General features: G+C 76.8%; 20 protein-coding genes and 1 pseudogene. 18 read left to right on the forward strand and 3 right to left on the reverse strand.

Features of this window, described 5'->3' with window-relative positions; all coding sequences use genetic code 11:
- Positions 1-61 precede the first annotated feature (61 nt).
- The 9 genes from D0Z06_RS18630 to D0Z06_RS26765 all read left to right on the forward strand — a co-directional run bounded on the left by D0Z06_RS18630 (position 62) and on the right by D0Z06_RS26765 (position 7,416).
- Positions 62-763, forward strand: coding sequence for a LuxR C-terminal-related transcriptional regulator (locus D0Z06_RS18630; RefSeq protein ID WP_233517799.1), 702 nt, complete (start codon positions 62-64; stop codon positions 761-763).
- Between the two features lie 257 nt (positions 764-1,020).
- Entirely contained in the window at positions 1,021-1,782 is a 762-nt protein-coding gene (locus D0Z06_RS18635) for a ribonuclease HII (protein WP_117379045.1), read from the forward strand.
- Positions 1,779-2,099, forward strand: coding sequence for a DUF2469 domain-containing protein (locus D0Z06_RS18640; RefSeq protein ID WP_117379046.1), 321 nt, complete (start codon positions 1,779-1,781; stop codon positions 2,097-2,099). The genes D0Z06_RS18635 and D0Z06_RS18640 overlap by 4 nt, the downstream gene beginning before the upstream one ends.
- A 128-nt stretch (positions 2,100-2,227) precedes the next feature.
- The gene (locus D0Z06_RS18645) at positions 2,228-2,584 is read left to right on the forward strand and encodes a YraN family protein (RefSeq protein ID WP_117379047.1); all 357 of its coding nucleotides are present in this window, start codon (positions 2,228-2,230) and stop codon (positions 2,582-2,584) included.
- The gene (locus D0Z06_RS18650) at positions 2,581-4,101 is read left to right on the forward strand and encodes a YifB family Mg chelatase-like AAA ATPase (RefSeq protein WP_117379048.1); all 1,521 of its coding nucleotides are present in this window, start codon (positions 2,581-2,583) and stop codon (positions 4,099-4,101) included. The genes D0Z06_RS18645 and D0Z06_RS18650 overlap by 4 nt, the downstream gene beginning before the upstream one ends.
- Positions 4,098-5,384: a DNA-processing protein DprA gene (gene dprA / locus D0Z06_RS18655; protein ID WP_117379049.1), complete on the forward strand. Its 1,287-nt coding sequence runs from the start codon at positions 4,098-4,100 to the stop codon at positions 5,382-5,384. Before D0Z06_RS18650 ends, dprA begins: the two co-directional genes overlap by 4 nt.
- Positions 5,385-5,440: 56 nt before the next feature.
- Entirely contained in the window at positions 5,441-6,376 is a 936-nt protein-coding gene (locus D0Z06_RS18660; RefSeq protein ID WP_117379085.1) for a tyrosine-type recombinase/integrase, read from the forward strand.
- A 117-nt stretch (positions 6,377-6,493) separates the two neighbouring features.
- Positions 6,494-7,285: an RNA polymerase sigma factor WhiG gene (whiG, locus tag D0Z06_RS18665; RefSeq protein ID WP_199522413.1), complete on the forward strand. Its 792-nt coding sequence runs from the start codon at positions 6,494-6,496 to the stop codon at positions 7,283-7,285.
- Positions 7,282-7,416, forward strand: coding sequence for a hypothetical protein (locus D0Z06_RS26765; protein ID WP_255419357.1), 135 nt, complete (start codon positions 7,282-7,284; stop codon positions 7,414-7,416). Before whiG ends, D0Z06_RS26765 begins: the two co-directional genes overlap by 4 nt.
- Here the strand turns inward: D0Z06_RS26765 and D0Z06_RS18670 are convergent.
- On the reverse strand, positions 7,385-7,969 hold the full coding sequence (locus tag D0Z06_RS18670; protein WP_233517800.1) for a murein hydrolase activator EnvC family protein: 585 nt from the start codon (positions 7,967-7,969) through the stop codon (positions 7,385-7,387). The two genes, D0Z06_RS26765 and D0Z06_RS18670, sit on opposite strands and share 32 nt — an antisense overlap.
- 293 nt (positions 7,970-8,262) lie before the next feature.
- On the opposite strand from D0Z06_RS18670, the gene rpsB reads away from it, so the two are divergent.
- The 5 genes from rpsB to D0Z06_RS18695 all read left to right on the forward strand — a co-directional run bounded on the left by rpsB (position 8,263) and on the right by D0Z06_RS18695 (position 12,795).
- Positions 8,263-9,219 (forward strand): 30S ribosomal protein S2, encoded by a 957-nt coding sequence (rpsB, locus tag D0Z06_RS18675; RefSeq protein ID WP_117379051.1) that lies wholly within the window; start codon positions 8,263-8,265, stop codon positions 9,217-9,219.
- Between the two features lie 81 nt (positions 9,220-9,300).
- The gene (tsf, locus tag D0Z06_RS18680; protein WP_117379052.1) at positions 9,301-10,116 is read left to right on the forward strand and encodes a translation elongation factor Ts; all 816 of its coding nucleotides are present in this window, start codon (positions 9,301-9,303) and stop codon (positions 10,114-10,116) included.
- Between the two features lie 223 nt (positions 10,117-10,339).
- Positions 10,340-11,125, forward strand: coding sequence for a UMP kinase (gene pyrH, locus D0Z06_RS18685; protein ID WP_199522414.1), 786 nt, complete (start codon positions 10,340-10,342; stop codon positions 11,123-11,125).
- A 72-nt stretch (positions 11,126-11,197) separates the two neighbouring features.
- Entirely contained in the window at positions 11,198-11,755 is a 558-nt protein-coding gene (frr, locus tag D0Z06_RS18690) for a ribosome recycling factor (protein WP_117379053.1), read from the forward strand.
- 20 nt (positions 11,756-11,775) lie between these two features.
- Positions 11,776-12,795: a phosphatidate cytidylyltransferase gene (locus D0Z06_RS18695; RefSeq protein WP_117379054.1), complete on the forward strand. Its 1,020-nt coding sequence runs from the start codon at positions 11,776-11,778 to the stop codon at positions 12,793-12,795.
- On the opposite strand, the gene D0Z06_RS18700 is transcribed toward D0Z06_RS18695, so the two are convergent.
- Positions 12,762-13,904, reverse strand: a complete 1,143-nt coding sequence (locus tag D0Z06_RS18700; protein WP_117379055.1) for a GNAT family N-acetyltransferase — start codon at positions 13,902-13,904, stop codon at positions 12,762-12,764. The two genes, D0Z06_RS18695 and D0Z06_RS18700, sit on opposite strands and share 34 nt — an antisense overlap.
- Positions 13,905-14,083: 179 nt before the next feature.
- Here D0Z06_RS18700 and D0Z06_RS26470 point away from each other — a divergent pair.
- Positions 14,084-14,524 (forward strand): annotated as a pseudogene (locus D0Z06_RS26470) (TrmH family RNA methyltransferase); the annotation flags it as partial.
- Between the two features lie 56 nt (positions 14,525-14,580).
- Here D0Z06_RS26470 and D0Z06_RS18710 read toward each other — a convergent pair.
- The gene (locus D0Z06_RS18710) at positions 14,581-15,345 is read right to left on the reverse strand and encodes a polyphosphate kinase 2 family protein (protein WP_117379056.1); all 765 of its coding nucleotides are present in this window, start codon (positions 15,343-15,345) and stop codon (positions 14,581-14,583) included.
- 134 nt (positions 15,346-15,479) lie between these two features.
- Between D0Z06_RS18710 and D0Z06_RS25480 the strand changes: the two genes are divergently transcribed.
- The 3 genes from D0Z06_RS25480 to D0Z06_RS18730 are packed head-to-tail and all read left to right on the forward strand — an operon-like array spanning position 15,480 to position 18,792.
- Entirely contained in the window at positions 15,480-16,796 is a 1,317-nt protein-coding gene (locus D0Z06_RS25480) for a hypothetical protein (RefSeq protein ID WP_158580031.1), read from the forward strand.
- 53 nt (positions 16,797-16,849) lie between these two features.
- Positions 16,850-18,076, forward strand: a complete 1,227-nt coding sequence (rlmN, locus tag D0Z06_RS18725; protein ID WP_117379057.1) for a 23S rRNA (adenine(2503)-C(2))-methyltransferase RlmN — start codon at positions 16,850-16,852, stop codon at positions 18,074-18,076.
- A complete protein-coding gene (locus D0Z06_RS18730; protein ID WP_117379058.1) occupies positions 18,073-18,792 on the forward strand; it encodes a VIT1/CCC1 transporter family protein in 720 nt (239 codons plus the stop codon). The genes rlmN and D0Z06_RS18730 overlap by 4 nt, the downstream gene beginning before the upstream one ends.
- The last annotated feature ends 167 nt before the right edge of the window (positions 18,793-18,959 follow it).

Here is an 18,959-nt window from a genome sequence, read left to right on the forward strand (position 1 = left end):
CGTCTCACCCGTCCGATGGAGAACGTGAGAGTTCCCCCCGAACGGTGAAACGGAGTCAGTTGTGTCCGCACCCATGGCGAGCGTCCGCGGTGTCACCCGCGTGCTCCTCCTCGCCGATGCCCCCGTCGTGCGTCGTGGCCTGGTCAGCATGGTCAACGAGACCGCCGGCATGCAGGCGGTCGGCACCCCGGGTGAGGTGCGGCGCGCCCTCACGCTCGTCGAGACCGCCCGCCCCGACGCCGTCGTCGTCGAGCTCGGCCCCGGCCGCGCCGCCACGCTCAACGTCTGCCGGGACCTGCGCCGCCGCTACCCCCGGGTCACCATCATCGCCCTGGCCACCTCCGAGGACCCGGCCGTGGTGAACGAGGCCCTGGCCGCCGGCATCCGCGGGTACCTGCTGCTCAACACCTCGCCCACGCTGCTGGGCTGGGCGATCCTCGCCGCCCGCGCCGGGCGGGTCGTCGTCGACCCGCAGATCCGCCGGGTGGAGCCCTCGGCCGTCCCGGCGGGCAAGCCGCTGACCCCCCAGGTGCCGCTGACCCGGCGCGAGTCCGACGTGCTCGACGAGCTCATCCAGGGCCAGTCGAACCGGCAGATCGGCCGCAACCTGTTCATCAGCGAGGACACCGTCAAGTCGCACGTGAAGGCCATCCTGCGCAAGCTGGGTGCCCGGGACCGGGCGCACGCGGTGTCGCTGGTCCTCTCCTCGCGCAACCCCGGCTGCACCTGCGGGGCGCACAGCCTGGCGTCGGCCGAGGCCTGAGGGCCGCCCCCGACCGCCTCCGGTGGTCCCGGCCTCCTCCCGGGACCACCCGGCGCCCGCCCGGGCCGTCCGCCTCCTCGGCGGCCCGGGCGGACGCCGCGCGGACCGGCCGGCGCTGCGGCGCCCGGCCCGACCGGGAGCCGGCCCCCGACCCGGGGGCCGGCTCCCGGCACCTCCGGAGCCGGACCGGCCGGCCCGTCACGGTCCCGGGCGCCTCCCGGCCGGCCGCGGCCGCGGGGTCGTACTGTCGGGGAGCGATGGCAGGACGCACCACCCCGACCCTCCCGGCGCCCCGCACCCGCGCGGCGGCCGGGCGGCCGGACGCTCTCTGGGAGATGGAGCGCTCCCTGCGGCGGCGCGGGTTCGCCGCCGTCGCCGGCGCCGACGAGGCCGGCCGCGGCGCCTGCGCCGGCCCGCTGGTCGCGGCCGCCTGCGTGCTGCCCGAGGGGCGGCGCGGGCGCGTCCCCGGCCTGGCCGACTCCAAGCTGCTGACCGCCGCCGCCCGGGAGCGGGTCTACGCGGAGGTGGTCGACCGGGCCGTGGCCTGGTCGGTGGTCGTCATCCCGGTCGCCGACCTCGACGAGCGCGGCATGCACGTGACGAACCTGGAGGCGCTGCGCCGGGCGGTGTGCACCCTCGACCCCGGCGCCGACTACGTGCTCACCGACGGTTTCGCCGTGCCCGGCCTGGCCCGGCCGACCCTGGCCGTGTGGAAGGGCGACCGGGTGGCCGCCTGCGTCGCCGCCGCCTCGGTGCTGGCCAAGGTGACGCGCGACCGCATCATGCTCGACCTGCACGAGCGCTGGCCGCAGTACGACTTCGCCGTCCACAAGGGCTACACGACCGAGGCCCACACCGCGGCCCTCGAGCGGTTCGGGCCCTGCCCCGAGCACCGGATGCGCTTCGTCAACGTGGCCCGGGCGCTGGGCGCACACGCCGGGCGGGGGCTCCCTCCGACCGGTTCGGCCGGCATGGTCGATGATGGGTCCATGCGCCCTGCGTCCGGAGAGCCGCGATGAGCAGCGAGGACCTGGAGAAGTACGAGACCGAGATGGAGCTGCAGCTCTATCGCGAGTACCGGGACATCGTCCGCCAGTTCACCTACGTGGTCGAGACCGAGCGGCGCTTCTACCTGGCCAACGCCGTCGACCTGCAGGTGCGCGAGGCGGGGGGCGAGGTGTACTTCGAGCTCAAGCTCTCCGACGCGTGGGTGTGGGACATGTACCGGCCGGCCCGCTTCGTCCGCAACGTGCGCGTGCTGACGTTCAAGGACGTGAACGTCGAGGAGCTCGACAAGCCCGACCTCGAGCTGCCCGACGGCCCGCGCCTGCCCTGATCCCCGCACGCCCGGCAGGCTGCCACCGGCCGGGGGCGGCGGGGCCGCCGCCGTCCACAGCCTGCTGACCCGTCCACAGACCCCGGCCGGGTCCCCCGGCCGCCCCGGCGGCGGCGCACGGTCGCCCGGTGCCTACCGACGACCTCGGCGGCCGTGGTGAACGCATCGCGGCCGCCTACCTGACCCACCAGGGCCTGCGGGTCCTCGACCGCAACTGGCGCTGCCGCGACGGCGAGGTCGACATCGTCGCCCGCGAGGGGTCCGCGCTGGTCTTCTGCGAGGTGAAGACCCGGCGCGCCACCGGCTTCGGCCACCCCGTCGAGGCGGTGACGCCGGCCAAGCAGCGCCGGCTGCGCGTCCTCGCGCAGCGCTGGCTGGCCGCCCACGACGAGCACGCCCCCGACCTGCGCTTCGACGTGGTCGGCGTGCTGGTGCGGCAGAGCGGCCCGGCCGAGGTCACCCACCTGCGGGGGGCGTTCACGTGACGCTCGCCCGCACGTGGTCGGTCGGCCTCGCCGGGGTGCAGGGGGCGATGGTCGAGGTCGAGGTGGACATGTCCGCCGGGGTGCCCGGCGTCGTCCTCGTCGGGTTGCCCGATGCCGTCGTCCGCCAGTCGGTGGACCGCGTCCGGGCGGCGGTGGTCAACACGGGCGCGCGGTGGCCGCTGCGGCGCATCACCATCGGGCTGTCCCCGGCCGCCATGCCCAAGCAGGGCAGCGGCTTCGACCTGGCGCTGGCCGCGGCGGTCCTGGCCGCCGACGGGGCGGTGCCGGCCGCGGCGCTCGACCACCTGGTGCTCCTCGGCGAGCTGGGGCTCGACGGCTCGGTGCGCGCGGTCCGCGGGGTGCTCCCGGCCGTGCTCGCCGCCGTGCGCACGGGCCACCCCGCGGTCGTGGTCCCGGCGGGCAACGCCGACGAGGCGGCCCTGGTCGACGGCGTCGAGGTCCTCCCCGCCGCGACGCTCGCCGACGTGGTCGCGCACCTCACCGGCCGCGCACCGCTGGTCCGGCACCACCGGGTCCGGGTCCCGCCGCCGCCACCGGGGCCCGACCTCGGCGACGTCCTCGGCCAGGCGGCCGGGCGGCGCGCGGTGGAGGTCGCCGCGGCCGGCGGCCACCACCTGTTCCTCTCCGGCCCGCCCGGGGCCGGGAAGACCATGCTCGCCGAACGGCTGCCGGGGCTGCTCCCGCCGCTCGACGAGGCCGCGGCCCTGGAGGTGACCGCGATCCACTCGGTGGCCGGCACCCTGCCGCCGGGGGCCCCGCTGGTGACCCGGCCGACGTTCGAGGCCCCGCACCACTCGGCCACGACGGCCGCGCTGGTCGGGGGCGGGTCGGGCCCGATCCGGCCCGGCGCGCTCTGCCGGGCGCACCGCGGCGTGCTCTTCCTCGACGAGGCGCCGGAGTTCCCCCGCGCCGTGCTCGACACGCTCCGCCAGCCCCTCGAGCGGGGTGAGGTGACCATCGCGCGGGCGCGGTCCGCGGCCACCTTCCCGTGCCGCGCGCAGCTGGTGCTCGCGGCCAACCCCTGCCCGTGTGCCTCCGCCGCCGGCGACACCGCCTGCACCTGCAGCCCGCTGGAGCGCCGCCGCTACCGCGCCCGGCTCTCCGGGCCGCTGCTCGACCGCGTCGACCTGCGCGTCGACCTGCCCCCGGTGACCCGCGCGGCGTGGCTGGACGGCGTCGCGGCGCCGGAGCCGACCGCCGTCGTCGCTCGCCGCGTGTCCGCGGCCCGGTCGGCCGCGGGGGAGCGGCTGCGCGGCACGGGGCTGCACCTGAACAGCGAGGTCCCGGGCCGTCTGCTGCGGGAGCGGTGGGCGCCGCCCCGGCGGGCGCTCGCGCTGGCCGAGCGGGCGTTGGAGCGCGGCGCGCTGTCCGTCCGCGGGCTGGACCGCGTCCTGCGGGTCGCGTGGACGCTGGCCGACCTGGCCGGCCGCCCGGTGCCCGACCCCGACGACGTCGCCGAGGCCCTGGGGATGCGGCTGCAGCGGGCCGCCGCGTGAGCGCCGGACCCTCGCTCGACGAGGCCCTGGAGGAGGCCTCGGTCGGTGCCTCGGTCACGGTGTCCGGGCCGGCAACCGCGACCGGCCTGCGCCGTGCACGGGCCTGGCTGACCCGGGCCGCCGAGCCCGGCAGCGTGGCCTTCTGGCGCTTCGTCGACGAGTGGGGGCCGGTCGAGGCGGTGCGCCGGCTGCGGGCCGGCTCGGCACCCGACGCCGTCCGCGCGCTGGTCGGTCCCCGCGCGCAGCAGGACGCCACCCTCGCGGACCTGGCGCGGGCGCAGCGGTGCGGCGCGCGGCTGGTGACCCCGGAGGACGACGAGTGGCCGGCCCTGGGGCTGCACGCCCTGACCGTGGCGGTGGCCGAGGAGCCGGGGCAACCCCGGTACCAGTCCCCGCGCACGGTCGCGCCCGTGCCGCCGGTGGCGCTGTGGGTCCGCGGGGCGGCGCGGCTCGACGAGCTGTTCGACCGGTCGGTCGCGGTCGTCGGGGCGCGGGCGTCGAGCGCCTACGGCGAGCACGTGGCCGGCGAGCTGGGCCACGACCTCGCCGCCCGCGGCTGGACGGTCGTCTCCGGCGGGGCCTACGGCATCGACGGCGCCGCCCACCGCGGGGCGCTGGCGGCCGGGGGGCCGACGGCGGCCGTGCTCGCCTGCGGGGTGGACCGGCCCTACCCGGAGGGGCACGGCGCCCTCTTCCACCGCATCGCCGCCGACGGGCTGCTGGTCAGCGAGTGGCCACCGGGCGCCGCCCCGCACCGGCACCGCTTCCTCGTCCGCAACCGGCTCATCGCCGCCCTGACCCGGGGCACGGTGGTGGTCGAGGCCGCCGCCCGCTCCGGGGCGCAGGCCACCGCCCGGCGCGCCGAGCGCCTCGGCCGGCCGGTCATGGTCGTGCCCGGGCCGGTCACCTCGGCGATGTCGGTGGGCTGCCACGAGCTGCTGCGCGACGAGGCGCTGCGCGCGGCGCTCGTCGCCGACGCCGCGCACGTGGTCGAGGTGGTGGGCCGGATCGGTGCCGACCTCGCCGACCCGCCGGCCCGGCCGCAGCAGGCCCGCGACTCCCTCTCCGACGTCGCGGTGCGGGTGCTCGACGCCTGCCCGGTGCGGCGGGGGGTCAGCGCCGAGCGGCTGGCGGCGACCGCCGGCTGCGAGGTGGTGGAGGTGCTGCGGGTGCTCCCGGCGCTGGAGCTCGCCGACCTGGTGCAGTGGACCGGCACCGGCTGGCGACTCACCCCGCGCCCCGGGGGCGCGGGGGACGGGCCGGAGGGCGCCGGCGGGGGCTGAGAGCGGCACCGGCGCGGCAGCTTGACCGGGCCTCGCCGCCGGCGCACGGTGCCGGCGTGGGGGACCGGACCGAGGAGGTGCGCGCGGCTCTCGCGCCGCCGCTGGCCGGGGCGCTGGCCGTCTACGAGGACCACCTGCGCGCCCAGCGGGAGCTGTCCGCGCACACCGTGCGGGCCTACGTCGGTGACGTCGTCCGGCTGCTGGACCACCTGGCGCGGCGCGGGGGCGGGCGGGTCGACGACCTCGACCTGGCCACCCTGCGCAGCTGGCTGGCGCAGGGCCGCACGCGCGGGGCGAGCCGGGCCACGACCGCCCGCCGCGCCGCGGCCGCCCGCTCGTTCACCGCCTGGTTGCGCCGGGCCGGGCTCACCCCCGACGACGTGGGCCAGCGCCTGGTCAGCCCCCGGGCCCACCGCACGCTGCCCGACGTGCTCGCCCCCGACCAGGCGCGGGCGGCCGTCGAGTCGCGGGCCGGCGCCGAGGACCCGGTGGGGCTGCGCGACGCCGTCGTCCTGGAGCTGCTCTACGCCAGCGGCATCCGGGTCAGCGAGCTCGTCGGCCTCGACGTCGACGACGTCGACCGCGGCCGCCGGCTGCTGCGGGTGCTGGGCAAGGGTCGCAAGGAGCGCAGCGTGCCCTACGGGGCGCCGGCCGAGCGGGCCCTCGACGCCTGGCTGACCCGCGGCCGGCCGGTGCTGGCCACCCCCGGCTCGGGCCCGGCCCTGCTGCTCGGTCGGCGCGGGCGCCGGCTGGACCCCCGGGAGGCCCGCCGGGCGGTGCACGCCGCGGTCGCCGCCGCGCCCGGTGCGCCGGACGTCGGCCCGCACGGGCTGCGGCACTCGGCGGCCACGCACGTCCTCGAGGGCGGCGCCGACCTGCGCTCGGTGCAGGAGCTGCTCGGTCACGCCAGCCTCGCGACCACGCAGATCTACACCCACGTCACGGTGGACCGGCTGCGCGCGGTCCACGCCCAGGCGCACCCGCGAGCCTGAGAGGAGTTCGGCGTCCGTCTGGGAGAGTGGCCGTGGGTGCGATCGGCACCGGCCGCCCACCCAGTGCCCGACCACGGCCTCACCGGAGGCCCACGACCCGCCGGGGGAGCGCGAACCGTGCCCGAGGTCACCATCGACCGGCTCGACGAGGCCGGTGACGACACCCTGGCCGAGCTGTGGTCGCGCTACGTCGTCGACCGCGACACCGCGCTGCGCGACCGGCTGATCCTGCACTACGCGCCGCTGGTGAAGTACGTCGCCGGCCGCGTCGGCAGCGGCCTGCCCGCCCACGTCGAGCAGGCCGACCTGGTGTCCTACGGCACCTTCGGCCTCATCGACGCCATCACCCGGTACCAGCCCTCCCGCGAGGTCAAGTTCGAGAGCTACGCGATGGCGCGCATCCGCGGCGCGATCATCGACGAGCTGCGCAGCACCGACTGGATCCCGCGGTCGGTGCGCATGCGGGCCCGCCAGTTCGAGCGCACCGTCGCGGCGCTGGAGAGCCGGCTGCAGCGCAGCCCCAGCGACGAGGAGGTGGCCGCCGAGATGGACATGGACGTCGAGGAGGTCCGCAAGTTCCTCGGCCAGCTGTCGCTGGTCAACGTGGTGGCGCTCGACGAGCTGCTCGGGGACGACGAGGGCGGCGCCCCCCGCCTGGTCGACACGCTGCAGGACTCCAGCGCCCTGGACCCGCAGGCGATGGCCGAGCACGGCGAGGCCCGTCAGCTCCTGGCCCGGGCGGTCGAGCAGCTGCCCGAGCGCGAGAAGGTCGTCGTCAGCCTGTACTACTTCGAGGGCCTCACGCTCGCCGACATCGGCCGGGTGCTGGGCGTCACCGAGAGCCGCATCTGCCAGCTGCACACCAAGGCGGTGCTGCACCTGCGGAGCCGGCTCGCCGACATCGCGTGACGACGGCGGGGACGGCGGCCGGTAGCGACGGCGAGGCCCTCGAGCAGGCCCTGCTGCCGCGGCACCACCTCGACGACCCGTTCCCGGTCGTCGAGCACGTCACCGAGGTCCCGCGGGGGCTGCCGGGCTGAGCAGCGGCAGCAGCCGAACTGCGCGCGACAGCAGCGTCAGCGGGTCGAGGTAGGTCTCCCCGCGGCGCAGGCCCCAGTGCAGGCAGGCCTCGACCGGGCACCCGTCGTGCCCGGCGGCCAGGGTGCCCAGCGGCTCCCCCCGCAGCACCGCCCGGCCGGCGCCGACGAGGGCGGTCACCGGCTCGTACGTCGTCCGCAGGCCGCCGGCGTGCTCGACGCTGACCACGGGACGGCCGGCCACCATGCCCGCGAAGACCACCGTGCCGTCGCCGGCGGCGCGCACCACCCGGCCCGGTGAGCCGGCGAGGTCCACGCCCCGGTGCCCCGCCGCGTAGGGGTGCGGCAGGTCGTCGAACGGGCGCGTGACCGCGCCCTCCACCGGGCGCGTCCACGCCCCCGCCGCGGCCGCGGGGGAGGGCCGCGCCGGCTCCGCACCGGCCGCCCCGGCGGCGAGGACGGGGCCGGCGACGAGCAGGCCGACGGGGAGCAGGACGACCAGGGCCAGCCCGTGGAGGGACCGGAGCCGGACGACGCCGAGGGAGAGGGAGCGCACCTGCCCACGGTCCGCGGGGGAGGGGGTCGGGAGGGGCCGGGCGGCGGGCCTGTGGACGGCCCCCGGGGCGCGGGTGGGGGTGCCCGCGGGACGGGTATGCTGTCCGGTGCGGCCCGCTCCGGCGGGTCGACTTCGCGCGTCCTCCCCCGCCGGTCGGCGGGGCGGTCGTCACCTCGGTCCCTGCGGGGTTCGTGACGCCGCAGGACGCCAGGGCGGGCCACCACCCCGGTGCCCGCGTCAACCGAGGAGCGCGGCCGCCCGGCGGCCGCGCGCGTACAGAGAGGCTGCGCACCATGGCAGTCGTCAGCATGAAGCAGCTGCTCGACAGCGGCGTCCACTTCGGGCACCAGACCCGTCGCTGGAACCCGAAGATGAAGCGGTTCATCTTCACCGAGCGCAACGGCATCTACATCATCGACCTGCAGCAGACGCTCGGGTACATCGACAACGCCTACGAGTTCGTCAAGCAGACGGTCGCGCACGGCGGCACGATCCTGTTCATCGGCACCAAGCGCCAGGCGCAGGAGGTCATCGCCGAGCAGGCGCAGCGGGTCGGCATGCCCTACGTCAACCAGCGCTGGCTGGGCGGCATGCTCACCAACTTCCAGACCGTGCACAAGCGGCTGCAGCGGCTGAAGGAGCTCGAGGACATGGAGCAGACCGGCGTGATGGCCAGTCTCTCCAAGAAGGAGACCCTCGGCCTGACCCGCGAGAAGGCCAAGCTGGAGCGCAGCCTCGGCGGTATCCGGGACATGCAGAAGGTCCCCAGCGCCGTCTGGGTCGTCGACACCAAGAAGGAGCACATCGCCGTCGGCGAGGCACGCAAGCTGGGCATCCCGGTCGTCGCGATCCTCGACACCAACTGCGACCCGGACGAGGTCGACTACAAGATCCCGGGCAACGACGACGCGATCCGCAGCGCCGCCCTGCTCACCCGCGTGGTCGCCGACGCCGTCGCCGAGGGTCTGATGGCCCGCTCGGCGGCGCAGGCCAACGCCGGGCGCGCGGACGGCGAGGCGCCGGCCATCGGCGGCGACGAGCCGCTGGCCGACTGGGAGCGCGAGCTGCTGACCGGTCAGCAGGACGCCGCCCAGGAGGCCGCCGCGCAGGACGCCGCCGTGCAGGCCGAGCCGCTGCCGGAGACCCCCGCCGCCGCGCCCGAGGTGACCGCCGACGAGGTCGCCCCGGTCGAGGGCGTGCCCGCGACCGGCGACACGACCACCGGCACCCAGGGCGCCCAGAACGCGTAAGGACCCTGCTGCCCCCCACGCCTCGCACGCTCGGCGCGGGGCCCTGCAGCAGGGCCGGACCTGACACCAGAGAGAAGAGACATGGCTGACTTCACCGCGGCCGACGTCAAGCGTCTCCGCGACGCCACCGGCGCCGGCATGATGGACTGCAAGAAGGCGCTCACCGAGGCCGAGGGCGACTACGACAAGGCCGTCGAGCTGCTGCGCATCAAGGGCGCCAAGGACGTCGGCAAGCGCCTGGAGCGCTCGACGACCAACGGCGTCGTCGTCAGCAGGGACGGCGCCCTGCTCGAGCTCGACTGCGAGACCGACTTCGTCGCCAAGAACGCCGACTTCGTCGCACTGGCCGAGCGCCTGCTCCAGATCGGCCTGGACAGCAGGCCGGCCGACGCCGCCGGGCTGCTGGAGACCGAGGTCGACGGCCGGACCGTGGCCTCGCTGGTCGAGGGCGAGTCGGCCCGCATCGGCGAGAAGCTCGTGCTGTCGCGGTTCGTCGCCTTCGAGGGGCAGACCGCGACCTACCTGCACAAGCGCGCCACCGACCTGCCGCCGGCCATCGGTGTCGCCGTGCAGTACAGCGGCGGGTCCGAGGACGCCGCGCGCAGCCTGGCGATGCACATCGCCGCCGCGCGCCCCCGCTTCCTCTCCCGCGACGAGGTCCCGGCCGAGACCGTCGAGACCGAGCGCCGGGTCGCCGAGCAGACGGCCAAGGAGGAGGGCAAGCCCGAGCAGGCGATCACCAAGATCGTCGAGGGTCGGGTCAACGCCTACTACAAGGACTTCGTCCTGCTCGAGCAGCCGTCGATCACCGAGCCGAAGCGCACGGTCAAGCAGATCGTCGACGAGGCGGGCCTGACCGTGGAGCGCTTCGCCCGCTTCGAGGTCGGCCAGGCCTGACACCGGCGGAGCAGAGGACCCCGCCACCCCCGATCGGCCCCGCCGCAGGGGCCCGCGCCGCACCTGCGAGGCGCGGAGGGGGTGGCGGGGTCCTTCTCCGTCCGGTTCCCGCGTCGGGACCGCGGGCCTGCCCGGGTACGGGAGGGGCGGCCGGTGCTCCGGGAGAACGACCAGGGGCCATGCGGCAGGATCAGGGGAACGCCGCCGAGCGAGGGAAGAACCGTTGACCGACACCGCCGCGCCGACCACCGCCGTCCCGCTGTCCGCGCCCAGCGCCTTCCAGCCCGCCGACGGCGCCGGCTACACCCGCGTCCTGCTCAAACTCTCCGGCGAGGCCTTCGGCGGCGGCCGGGTGGGCGTGGACTCGGCCATCGTCCAGGGCATCGCCGAGCAGCTGGCGGCCGTCGTCCGCAGCGGCACGCAGGTCGCCGTCGTCGTCGGCGGCGGCAACTTCTTCCGCGGCGCGGAGCTCGCCGAGGCCGGGATGGACCGCCGGCAGGCCGACTACATGGGCATGCTCGGCACGGTCATGAACGCCCTGGCGCTGCAGGCGTTCTGCGAGCAGGTCGGCCTGCAGACGCGGGTGCAGACGGCGATCGAGATGGGCCAGGTCGCCGAGCCCTACATCCCGCGCAAGGCGGTGCGGCACATGGAGAAGGGCCGCCTGGTCATCTTCGGGGCCGGCGCCGGCATGCCGTACTTCTCCACCGACACGGTGGCCGCCCAGCGGGCGCTGGAGATCGGCTGCCAGGTGCTGCTCATGGCCAAGAACGGGGTGGACGGCGTCTTCGACGACGACCCGCGCACCAACCCGGGCGCGGTGATGTACGGGGACCTCGACTACGCCACCGTGCTGGCCAAGCAGCTCAAGGTGGCCGACGCGACGGCCATCAGCCTGTGCATGGACAACCGCATGCCGATCGTGGTCTTCAACCTGCTGCGCGACGGCAACATCGCCCGCGCCGTGGCAGGTGAGAGGATCGGGACGCTGATCAGCGACCCGGCCTGACCCGCGGTGCCGACGACCGGCCCGCGTCCCGTGAGACCGGCGGCTCCGCCGCTGCCCCAGGAGGAGAGACCCGTGATCGACGACACCCTGCTCGACGCCGAGGAGCGGATGGACAAGGCCCTGTCGGTCGCGCGCGAGGACCTCGGCTCGGTGCGCACCGGTCGCGCCGCGCCGTCGATGTTCAACAAGGTGCTGGTCGACTACTACGGCGCCCCGACACCGGTGCCGCAGATGTCGTCGATCACCGTGCCCGAGGCGCGCATGGCGGTCATCAAGCCCTACGACGTCAGCCAGCTCTCGGCGATCGAGAAGGCCATCCGCGACAGCGACCTCGGGGTCAACCCGACCAACGACGGCCAGATCATCCGCGTGGTCTTCCCGCAGCTGACCGAGGAGCGCCGCCGCGACCTGGTCAAGATGGCCCGCTCGAAGGGCGAGGACGCCAAGGTCGCGATCCGCAACATCCGGCGCCGCAGCAAGGAGGAGCTCGACCGCATCGCCAAGGACGGCGAGGCGGGGGAGGACGACGTCCGCCGCGCCGAGAAGGAGCTCGACGACCTGACCGCCAAGCACGTCGGCAGCATCGACGAGGCGGTCAAGAACAAGGAGTCCGAGCTCCTCGAGGTCTGAGCGCCCCCGTCCCCCCTGCGATGACCCGCGATCCCGACACCGGTCCGCTGCCCGCCTCCGGCCGGCCGGTCCCGCCGACGTCCCCGACCCGGCCGCCGGCCGAGCCCCGGACGGGCGAGCCCCGGACGGTCGAGCTGGCGGTCCCCGGGCCGGTGCCGGCCCGCGCGCCCGACGACGAGCCCACGACGGAGTCGGTCGGCCCGAGGCTGGTCGACCCGCCGGCGAAGCCGCGCGGCCGGGCCGGGCGCAACATGCTCGCCGCCATCGGCGTCGGCGCCACGCTCGGGGCGCTGGTCCTGGTCTCGCTGCTGGTCTGGCGGCCGGCGTTCCTCGGCGTCCTGACCGTGGCGATCCTGATCGGGGTCGTCGAGCTGACCCGCGCCCTGGAGGCCGGGGACGTCCGGCCGCCGCTGGTCCCCGTCCTGGTCGGGACGCTGGCCATGATCGGCCTCGCCTGGACGCGCGGCCCCTCGGGGCTGGTCGTGGCCTTCCTCCTGACGGTCCTGGGGGTCCTCCTCTGGCGGCTGGCCGAGGGGCCCGAGGACTACCTGCGGGACGCCTCCGCCGGGGTGTTCGTCGCGTTGTACGTCCCCTTCCTCGCCGGGTTCGCCGTCCTGCTGCTGGTGCCCGACGACGGCGCCGTCCGCGTGCTGCTGTTCATCGCGACCGTGGTCGGCAACGACGTCGGCGGCTTCGCGGCCGGGGTGCTCCTCGGCCGGCACCCCATGGCGCCCTCGGTGAGCCCGAAGAAGTCGTGGGAGGGCATGGCGGGGTCGGTGCTGGCCTGCGTCCTCGTCGCCACGCCGATCGTCGTCCTGGCGCTGGACGGGCCCTGGTGGGGCGGCGTGCTGCTCGGCGTCGCCCTCGCGGTCAGCGCGACCGTCGGCGACCTGGCCGAGTCGCTGCTCAAGCGCGACCTCGGGATCAAGGACATGGGCAGCCTGCTGCCCGGCCACGGCGGGCTGATGGACCGGCTCGACTCGCTGCTGCCCTCGGCGGCGGTGGCCTACCTGCTGCTGTCCTGGGTCGTCCCGGCGTAGGTCGTCGCGGGGCGCGTGGCGTCCCAGCAGGCGCCGACGTCGACGAAGCCCCGCCGGGCGTACCAGTGCCGCGGCCAGTCGTCGGCCGCGGCCTCGAGCACCACCAGGTCGCACCCGGCCGCGGCGGCCCGCCCGAGCAGCCGGGTCAGGACGGCGTCGGCGTACCCGCGGCCCCGCACCTCCGGCTCGGTCGCCACCCCCTCGACGGCCGCGGTGGCGCCGTCCACCCGCAGCTGGCCGGTGGCCACCAGCCGACCGGACTCGCGCACCGCCACGTCGGTGACCGCCACCACCGCCCCGGTGCGGTGCTCCCGGCCGACCAGCTGCGCCACGACCTCGTCGAGGTCCGGCCGCGCCGGCAGGTCGCGGCGCCAGGACCGCACCCAGAGGTCGTGCACCTCCTCCTGCGCGACGACCTCGGCGCGCCGGCCGCCGTCCACCGGTCCGTCCAGGCGCCGGGCCATGACCCGCAGCTCGCCCACCTCCCACCCGCGCCGGGCCAGCTCGGCGGCGACCTCCCCGCCGCCGGGTCCCCGCAGCGCCACCGACTCGGCCGGCCACCCGGCGTCGGCGGCGACCTCCCGCGCGGTGCGCGCCACGGTCGCGGCGTCGACCGGCGCGGTGAGCACGAGGGCGTTGTCGTCCCGGGAGAAGCGGTACGCGGGGTCGAGCACCGCGACCCCGCCGGGCACGTCGCGGACCTCGGGGGCGCGCCGGACCTGCAGCGAGGTGAACAGCGCGGTGGCCCGGCCGAGGGCGTCGTCCGGCCCCGGGAGCAGCGGCGGCACCGGCGGCCGGTAGGGCACCACGGCGGTCACCGCCCGGGTGGGCAACGGCCCGTGCAGGTGGGGGAAGCGCATCCCGGCCGGGTCACCGGGCGCGCCGGGCTCCCAGCGCAGCGGGTCGGGCAGCCGGGCGGGGTCGACGACGAGCAGCACGAGGTCCCGGCGGCCGGGGAACAGCCGCCGCGCGGGCAGGTGCACCTGGGCGGGCGTGGACAGGTGCACGAAGCCGGCCTCGGCGAGGGACGGCGGGCGCAGCGCGCCGGTGTCGAGCGCCGCCCGCCAGGCGGCCGGCTCGACCAGGTGCAGCAGGACGTCGTCGGGCACTCTGCGATCCTGCCCGGGTGACCGCCGAGCCCGAGCCCGGGGCCGGGCCGACCGAGTGGGGGAGCGCCGTCGGCGTGGGCCCCTGGGCCGGTCCCTGGCCCGAGGACCCCCGCTACGACCCCGAGCTGCTGGCCGCCGGGGACCGCCGCAACGTCGCCGACCGCTACCGGTACTGGTCCGTGGAGGCGATCGTCGCCGACCTGGACACCCGCCGGCACCCCTTCCACGTCGCCATCGAGAACTTCGGCCACGACCTGAACATCGGGACGGTCGTGCGCACCGCCAACGCGTTCCTGGCCGCCGAGGTGCACGTCGTCGGGCGGCGCCGGTGGAACCGCCGCGGTGCGATGGTCACCGACCGCTACCAGCACCTGCGCCACCACCCCGACGTGGCGTCCCTCGCGGGCTTCGCCGCGGCCGCCGGGCTGCCCGTCGTCGCCGTCGACACCGGACCCGGGGCGGTGCCGCTGGAGACCGCCGTGCTGCCGGAACGCTGCGTGCTCCTCTTCGGCGCGGAGGGACCGGGGCTGACCCCGGAGGCGCGCGCGGCGGCCGCCGTCACCGTCTCCATCGCCCAGTTCGGCTCCACCCGGTCGATCAACGCCGGGGTGGCCGCGGGGATCGCCATGCACGCCTGGGTGCGGCAGCACGCCGACCGGGGGGGGCGCCCGGTGACTCAGGACAGCGGCGGGTCGGGGTCGACACCCCGGGCCCGCAACGCCTCCTCGACGGCCGTGCAGACGGTGCGGACGACGTCCACCCGGGCCCACCGCTTGTCGTCGCCGGCGACCAGGTGCCACGGGCCGGCGGGGTGGTCGGTGCGCTCGAGCATCTCCTCGACGGCCGACTCGTAGGCCCCCCGCTTCTCGCGGTTGCGCCAGTCCTCGTCGGTGAGCTTCCAGGCCCGGTAGGGGTCGCGGTGCCGGGACTCGAACCGGCGCAGCTGCTCCTCCGGGGAGACGTGCACCCAGAACTTCACGAGGACCGTGCCCTCCGCGGCCAGGGTCGTCTCCAGGTCCACGATCTCCCCGTACGCCCGCCGCCAGGCCTCCTCGGGTGCGAACCCCTCGACGCGTTCGACCAGCACCCGGCCGTACCAGGTGCGGTCGAGCACGGCCATGCCACCCCAGCCGGGCAGCACGGGCCAGAACCGCCACAGGAAGTGGTGCCGCTTCTCGTCGTGGGTGGGCGCGGCGAACTGGGCGACGCGGACGTGCCGGGGGTCGAGGTGGTCGACCAGGCGCTTGATCGCACCCCCCTTGCCGGAGGCGTCCCAGCCCTCGAAGAGCACCAGCAGCGGCGGGCCGAGCTCGCCGGGGCCGATCTGGCCGCCCAGCAGCAGCCGCAGGTGGACCAGGCGCTCCTGCGCCGCGGCCAGCTGCCGCTTGCCCTCCCCCTTCGACAGGCGCAGGGACAGGTCGACCTCGGCCAGCCGGCTCATGCGGCCAGCCTGGCAGCAGGGACGGGTGAGCAGCACCTCGGCCGTGCCTCCGGCGACCGACCGCCGGTGTCCGGCACCATCGCACCGACAGCGGTGAGTTGCCACAAAGACACTGTGCGTGGTCAGGAGGGTGGATGGGGACGCCGGACGAGCGGGGCGGGGCCGACGGACCCCAGGCCCCCGACTGGGACGAGGCCTGGCTGCCCGGGTGGCTGGACGCCGGGGGTGCCGACGAGACCGCCGCCCCGGTCGCCGGGCCGCCGGCCGAGGACGGCCGGCCCGCGCCGGACGCCGCCGAGCCGGCCGTCGCCTCCGAGCCGGGGGCTGCTCCCGAGCCGGAGGACGCTCCTGAGCCGGTGGACGCTCCCGAGCCGGAGGACGCTCCTGAGCCGGTGGACGCTCCCGAGCCGGTGGACGCCGGGGAGCAGACGGACGCCACCGAGGCTGCGGAGGACGTTCCCGAGCCGGTGGACGCCGGGGAGGCGGAGGACGCTTCCGAGCCGGTTGATGCCCTCGAGCCGGTGGATGCCGCCGAGCCGGTGGACGGGCCGCCGCAGGACGCCCCCGCCGCCGATCCCCTGCCGGTGCTCGTCGCGGCCGCAGGGCCGCCGCCCGACCACGCCGCCGAGCCGGTGCGGACGGTGCCTCGGGCGGTCGCCGCACCGGCAGGGCCACGCCGGACGAGGGCGGCCGTCGCCGGCCTCGTGGTCGCCCTGCTCGTCGCCGGTGGCGTCGCGGGCGCCTGGCTGCTGGGCGGGCCGGACACCCCCGCCACCCGCTCGCAGGCCAGCGACCGGTCCGGCGAGGTCGGCGGCACCTGGACCGCGCCGGACCGCTGGGGCGCGGCGACCCCCGACGAGGCGCCCGCCCCCGGGTCGACCGCACCGGTCCCGGTGGCACCCCCCACCACGACCGCGTCCTCCGCGGTGGCGCCCGCACCTCCGCCGCCCCCGCGCCCCGCGGTCCGCGCGACGGCACCGGCCCGCACGGCACCGGCCCGGACGGCACCGGCCCGCACGGCAGCGGCGCCCAGGACGCCGGCGCCACCGACGCGGGTCCTGCCCGGGGCCGGCACGGGCTCCACGGGGACGCCGTCCGACCGGGACGCCGGACCCGTCCGCGAGCCGGTGCGGTCGACCGCCGCACCCTCCCCGACGGTGCCCCCCGAGACCACCACGCCGACGACCGCGACCCCCACGAGGGCGCCCACCGCGACCCCCCGGTCGTCCGCGCCCACCCCCACGACGGCGCCGCGCACCCCGTCGGTCACGCCCACGACCCCGCCGCCGCCCACGAGCCCGTCGACCACGCCGTCCCCGGCGCCCACCGCGGACCCGGACGGGGACGCGGGCGAGGAGGCGGACGAGAGCCCCGGGGCGTCCCCCACGCCTCCGGCCGATCCGGGCGATCCGGGCGGGGAGCTCCTGCGCGCGACCGGCGTGGTGCCCTGAGCCGCGGAGATCACGCGCGCCGTCCCCGTCCCGGGTGGGACCATGGGGGCGTCATGACTGCCCTCCCTCTCGTGTTCGACGCCCCCCGCCGGGGCCGGCCCCCGCGGCACCTCGCCGACCTCACCCGGGTGGAGGCGCGCGAGGCGGTCGCCGACCTCGGCCAGCCGGCCTTCCGCGCCGACCAGCTGGCCCGGCACTTCTACCGCGGGGTGAGCGACCCCGAGCGGATGACCGACCTGCCGGCCGCCGTCCGCAGCACCCTCACCGAGGCGCTGCTGCCCGGCCTGCTCACGCCCGTCCGGCACCAGTCGGCCGACGGCGGGCGCACCCGCAAGACCCTGTGGCGGCTCCACGACGGCGCCCTGGTGGAGAGCGTGCTCATGCGCTACCCGGACCGCGCCACGGTCTGCATCTCCAGCCAGGCCGGCTGCGGCATGGCCTGCCCGTTCTGCGCGACCGGTCAGCAGGGGCTGACCCGCAACCTGTCGGCCGCGGAGATCATCGGCCAGGCCGTGGCGGCCGCCGCCGCGATGGCGTCCGGCGAGCTCCCCGGTGGGGCGGGGCGGCTGTCCAACGTCGTCTTCATGGGCATGGGGGAGCCGCTGGCCAACTACGCCCGCGTCCGCCGCACCCTCGACGCCCTCGTCACCCCGGCGCCGCACGGGCTGGGGCTGTCGCAGCGCTCGGTCACCGTGTCGACGGTGGGCGTGGTGCCCGCGATCCGCCGGCTGACCGAGGAGGGCCTCGCGGTCACGCTCGCGGTCAGCCTGCACGCCCCCGACGACGAGCTGCGCGACACCCTGGTGCCGGTCAACACCCGGTGGAAGGTCGGCGAGGTGGTCGAGGCCGCCGACGCGTACGCCGGGCGCACCGGCCGGCGGTACTCGGTGGAGTACGCGCTGATCCGCGACGTCAACGACCAGCCGCACCGGGCCGACCTGCTCGGCCGCCTGCTCGCCGGCCGCCGCGCGCACGTCAACCTCATCCCGCTCAACCCGACCCCGGGCAGCCCCTGGGACGCCAGCCCGCTGCCCGCCCAGCGCGAGTTCGTCACCCGCCTCCGTGCGGCGGGTGTGCCGACGACGGTCCGCGACACCCGCGGCCAGGACATCGACGGCGCCTGCGGGCAGCTCGCCGCGGCCGACGGCGTCGAGGGTGTGCCGAGCGTCGCGGTCGGTCCCGTCGCGGGGGCCCGCCGCGAGCCGGTGAGCGGTGGGGGGCACGGGGGTCCGGCAGCGGTCGAGCCCCCGGTCGAGCTCGGCGCCGAGTCGGACGGGTGAGCGCGGGCGAGGCGCCCGCGGCCGAGGCGCACGAGCACAGCCACGCCGACGTCTCCGGCGGGTGGCTGCGCGCAGCCACGTTCGGGGCGATGGACGGGTTGGTCACCAACACCGCGCTCGTCGCCGGCGTCGGTGGTGGGGGAGCCGCGCCGCGGGCGATCGTGCTGGCCGGCGTGGCCAGCCTGGTCGCCGGGGCGATCTCCATGGCCCTCGGCGAGTACACCTCGGTCAAGACGCAGAACGAGCAGCTCGACCTCGAGGTGGCCAAGGAGCGCCGCGAGTTGCAGCGCAACCCCCGCGGCGAGCTCGCCGAGCTGGTCGCCATGCTCCGCGCGCGAGGGGTGGACGCCGACCTCGCCCAGCGGGTCGCCGTCCAGCTGCACCGCGACCCGGACGTCGCCCTGCGGCTGCACGTCGTCGCCGAGCTCGGCCTGAACCCGGAGGACAAGCCCAGCCCGCGGACGGCGGCGGTCTCGTCGTTCCTGACCTTCGCCACCGGCGCGGTGATCCCGCTGCTGCCGTACCTGCTCGGGTTCTCCCTGCTGGGGGTCGCCCTGCTGTGCGGCGGCGTCGGGCTGGCCGCCGCCGGCGCGTTGAGCAGCCGCTTCACCCCGCGCCCCTGGTGGTACGCCGCGGGCCGGCAGCTGCTCTTCGGAGCCGCGGCGGCGGGCCTGACCTACCTGATCGGCGCGGCGATCGGCGTGAGCATCACCTGAGCGCACCATCCGGCGCCGACCCCGGTGACCGGGTGGAACGGCCCCCTCCCGGGGGCCCGCGCCGAGTGCTCGAGGCGGGGGGCAGGTGGCCCCGTCCCGAGGCTCGCCGCGAGCCGGTGACCGGGTGGAACGGCCCCCTCCCAGGGGCCCGCGCCGAGTGCTCGAGG

This window comes from Geodermatophilus marinus (assembly GCF_003428645.1).
Lineage (GTDB): Bacteria > Actinomycetota > Actinomycetes > Mycobacteriales > Geodermatophilaceae > Geodermatophilus.

What these genes read in the sequence shown, in the direction of transcription:
- D0Z06_RS18635 (WP_117379045.1), top strand. Translation starts at nt 1,021, where the DNA reads ATGGCAGGACGCACCACCCCGACCCTCCCGGCGCCCCGCACCCGCGCG.
- D0Z06_RS18640 (WP_117379046.1), top strand. Translation starts at nt 1,779, where the DNA reads ATGAGCAGCGAGGACCTGGAGAAGTACGAGACCGAGATGGAGCTGCAG.
- rpsB (WP_117379051.1), top strand. Translation starts at nt 8,263, where the DNA reads ATGGCAGTCGTCAGCATGAAGCAGCTGCTCGACAGCGGCGTCCACTTC.
- tsf (WP_117379052.1), top strand. Translation starts at nt 9,301, where the DNA reads ATGGCTGACTTCACCGCGGCCGACGTCAAGCGTCTCCGCGACGCCACC.
- D0Z06_RS18695 (WP_117379054.1), top strand. Translation starts at nt 11,776, where the DNA reads ATGACCCGCGATCCCGACACCGGTCCGCTGCCCGCCTCCGGCCGGCCG.
- D0Z06_RS18710 (WP_117379056.1), bottom strand. Translation starts at nt 15,345, where the DNA reads ATGAGCCGGCTGGCCGAGGTCGACCTGTCCCTGCGCCTGTCGAAGGGG.
- D0Z06_RS25480 (WP_158580031.1), top strand. Translation starts at nt 15,480, where the DNA reads ATGGGGACGCCGGACGAGCGGGGCGGGGCCGACGGACCCCAGGCCCCC.
- rlmN (WP_117379057.1), top strand. Translation starts at nt 16,850, where the DNA reads ATGACTGCCCTCCCTCTCGTGTTCGACGCCCCCCGCCGGGGCCGGCCC.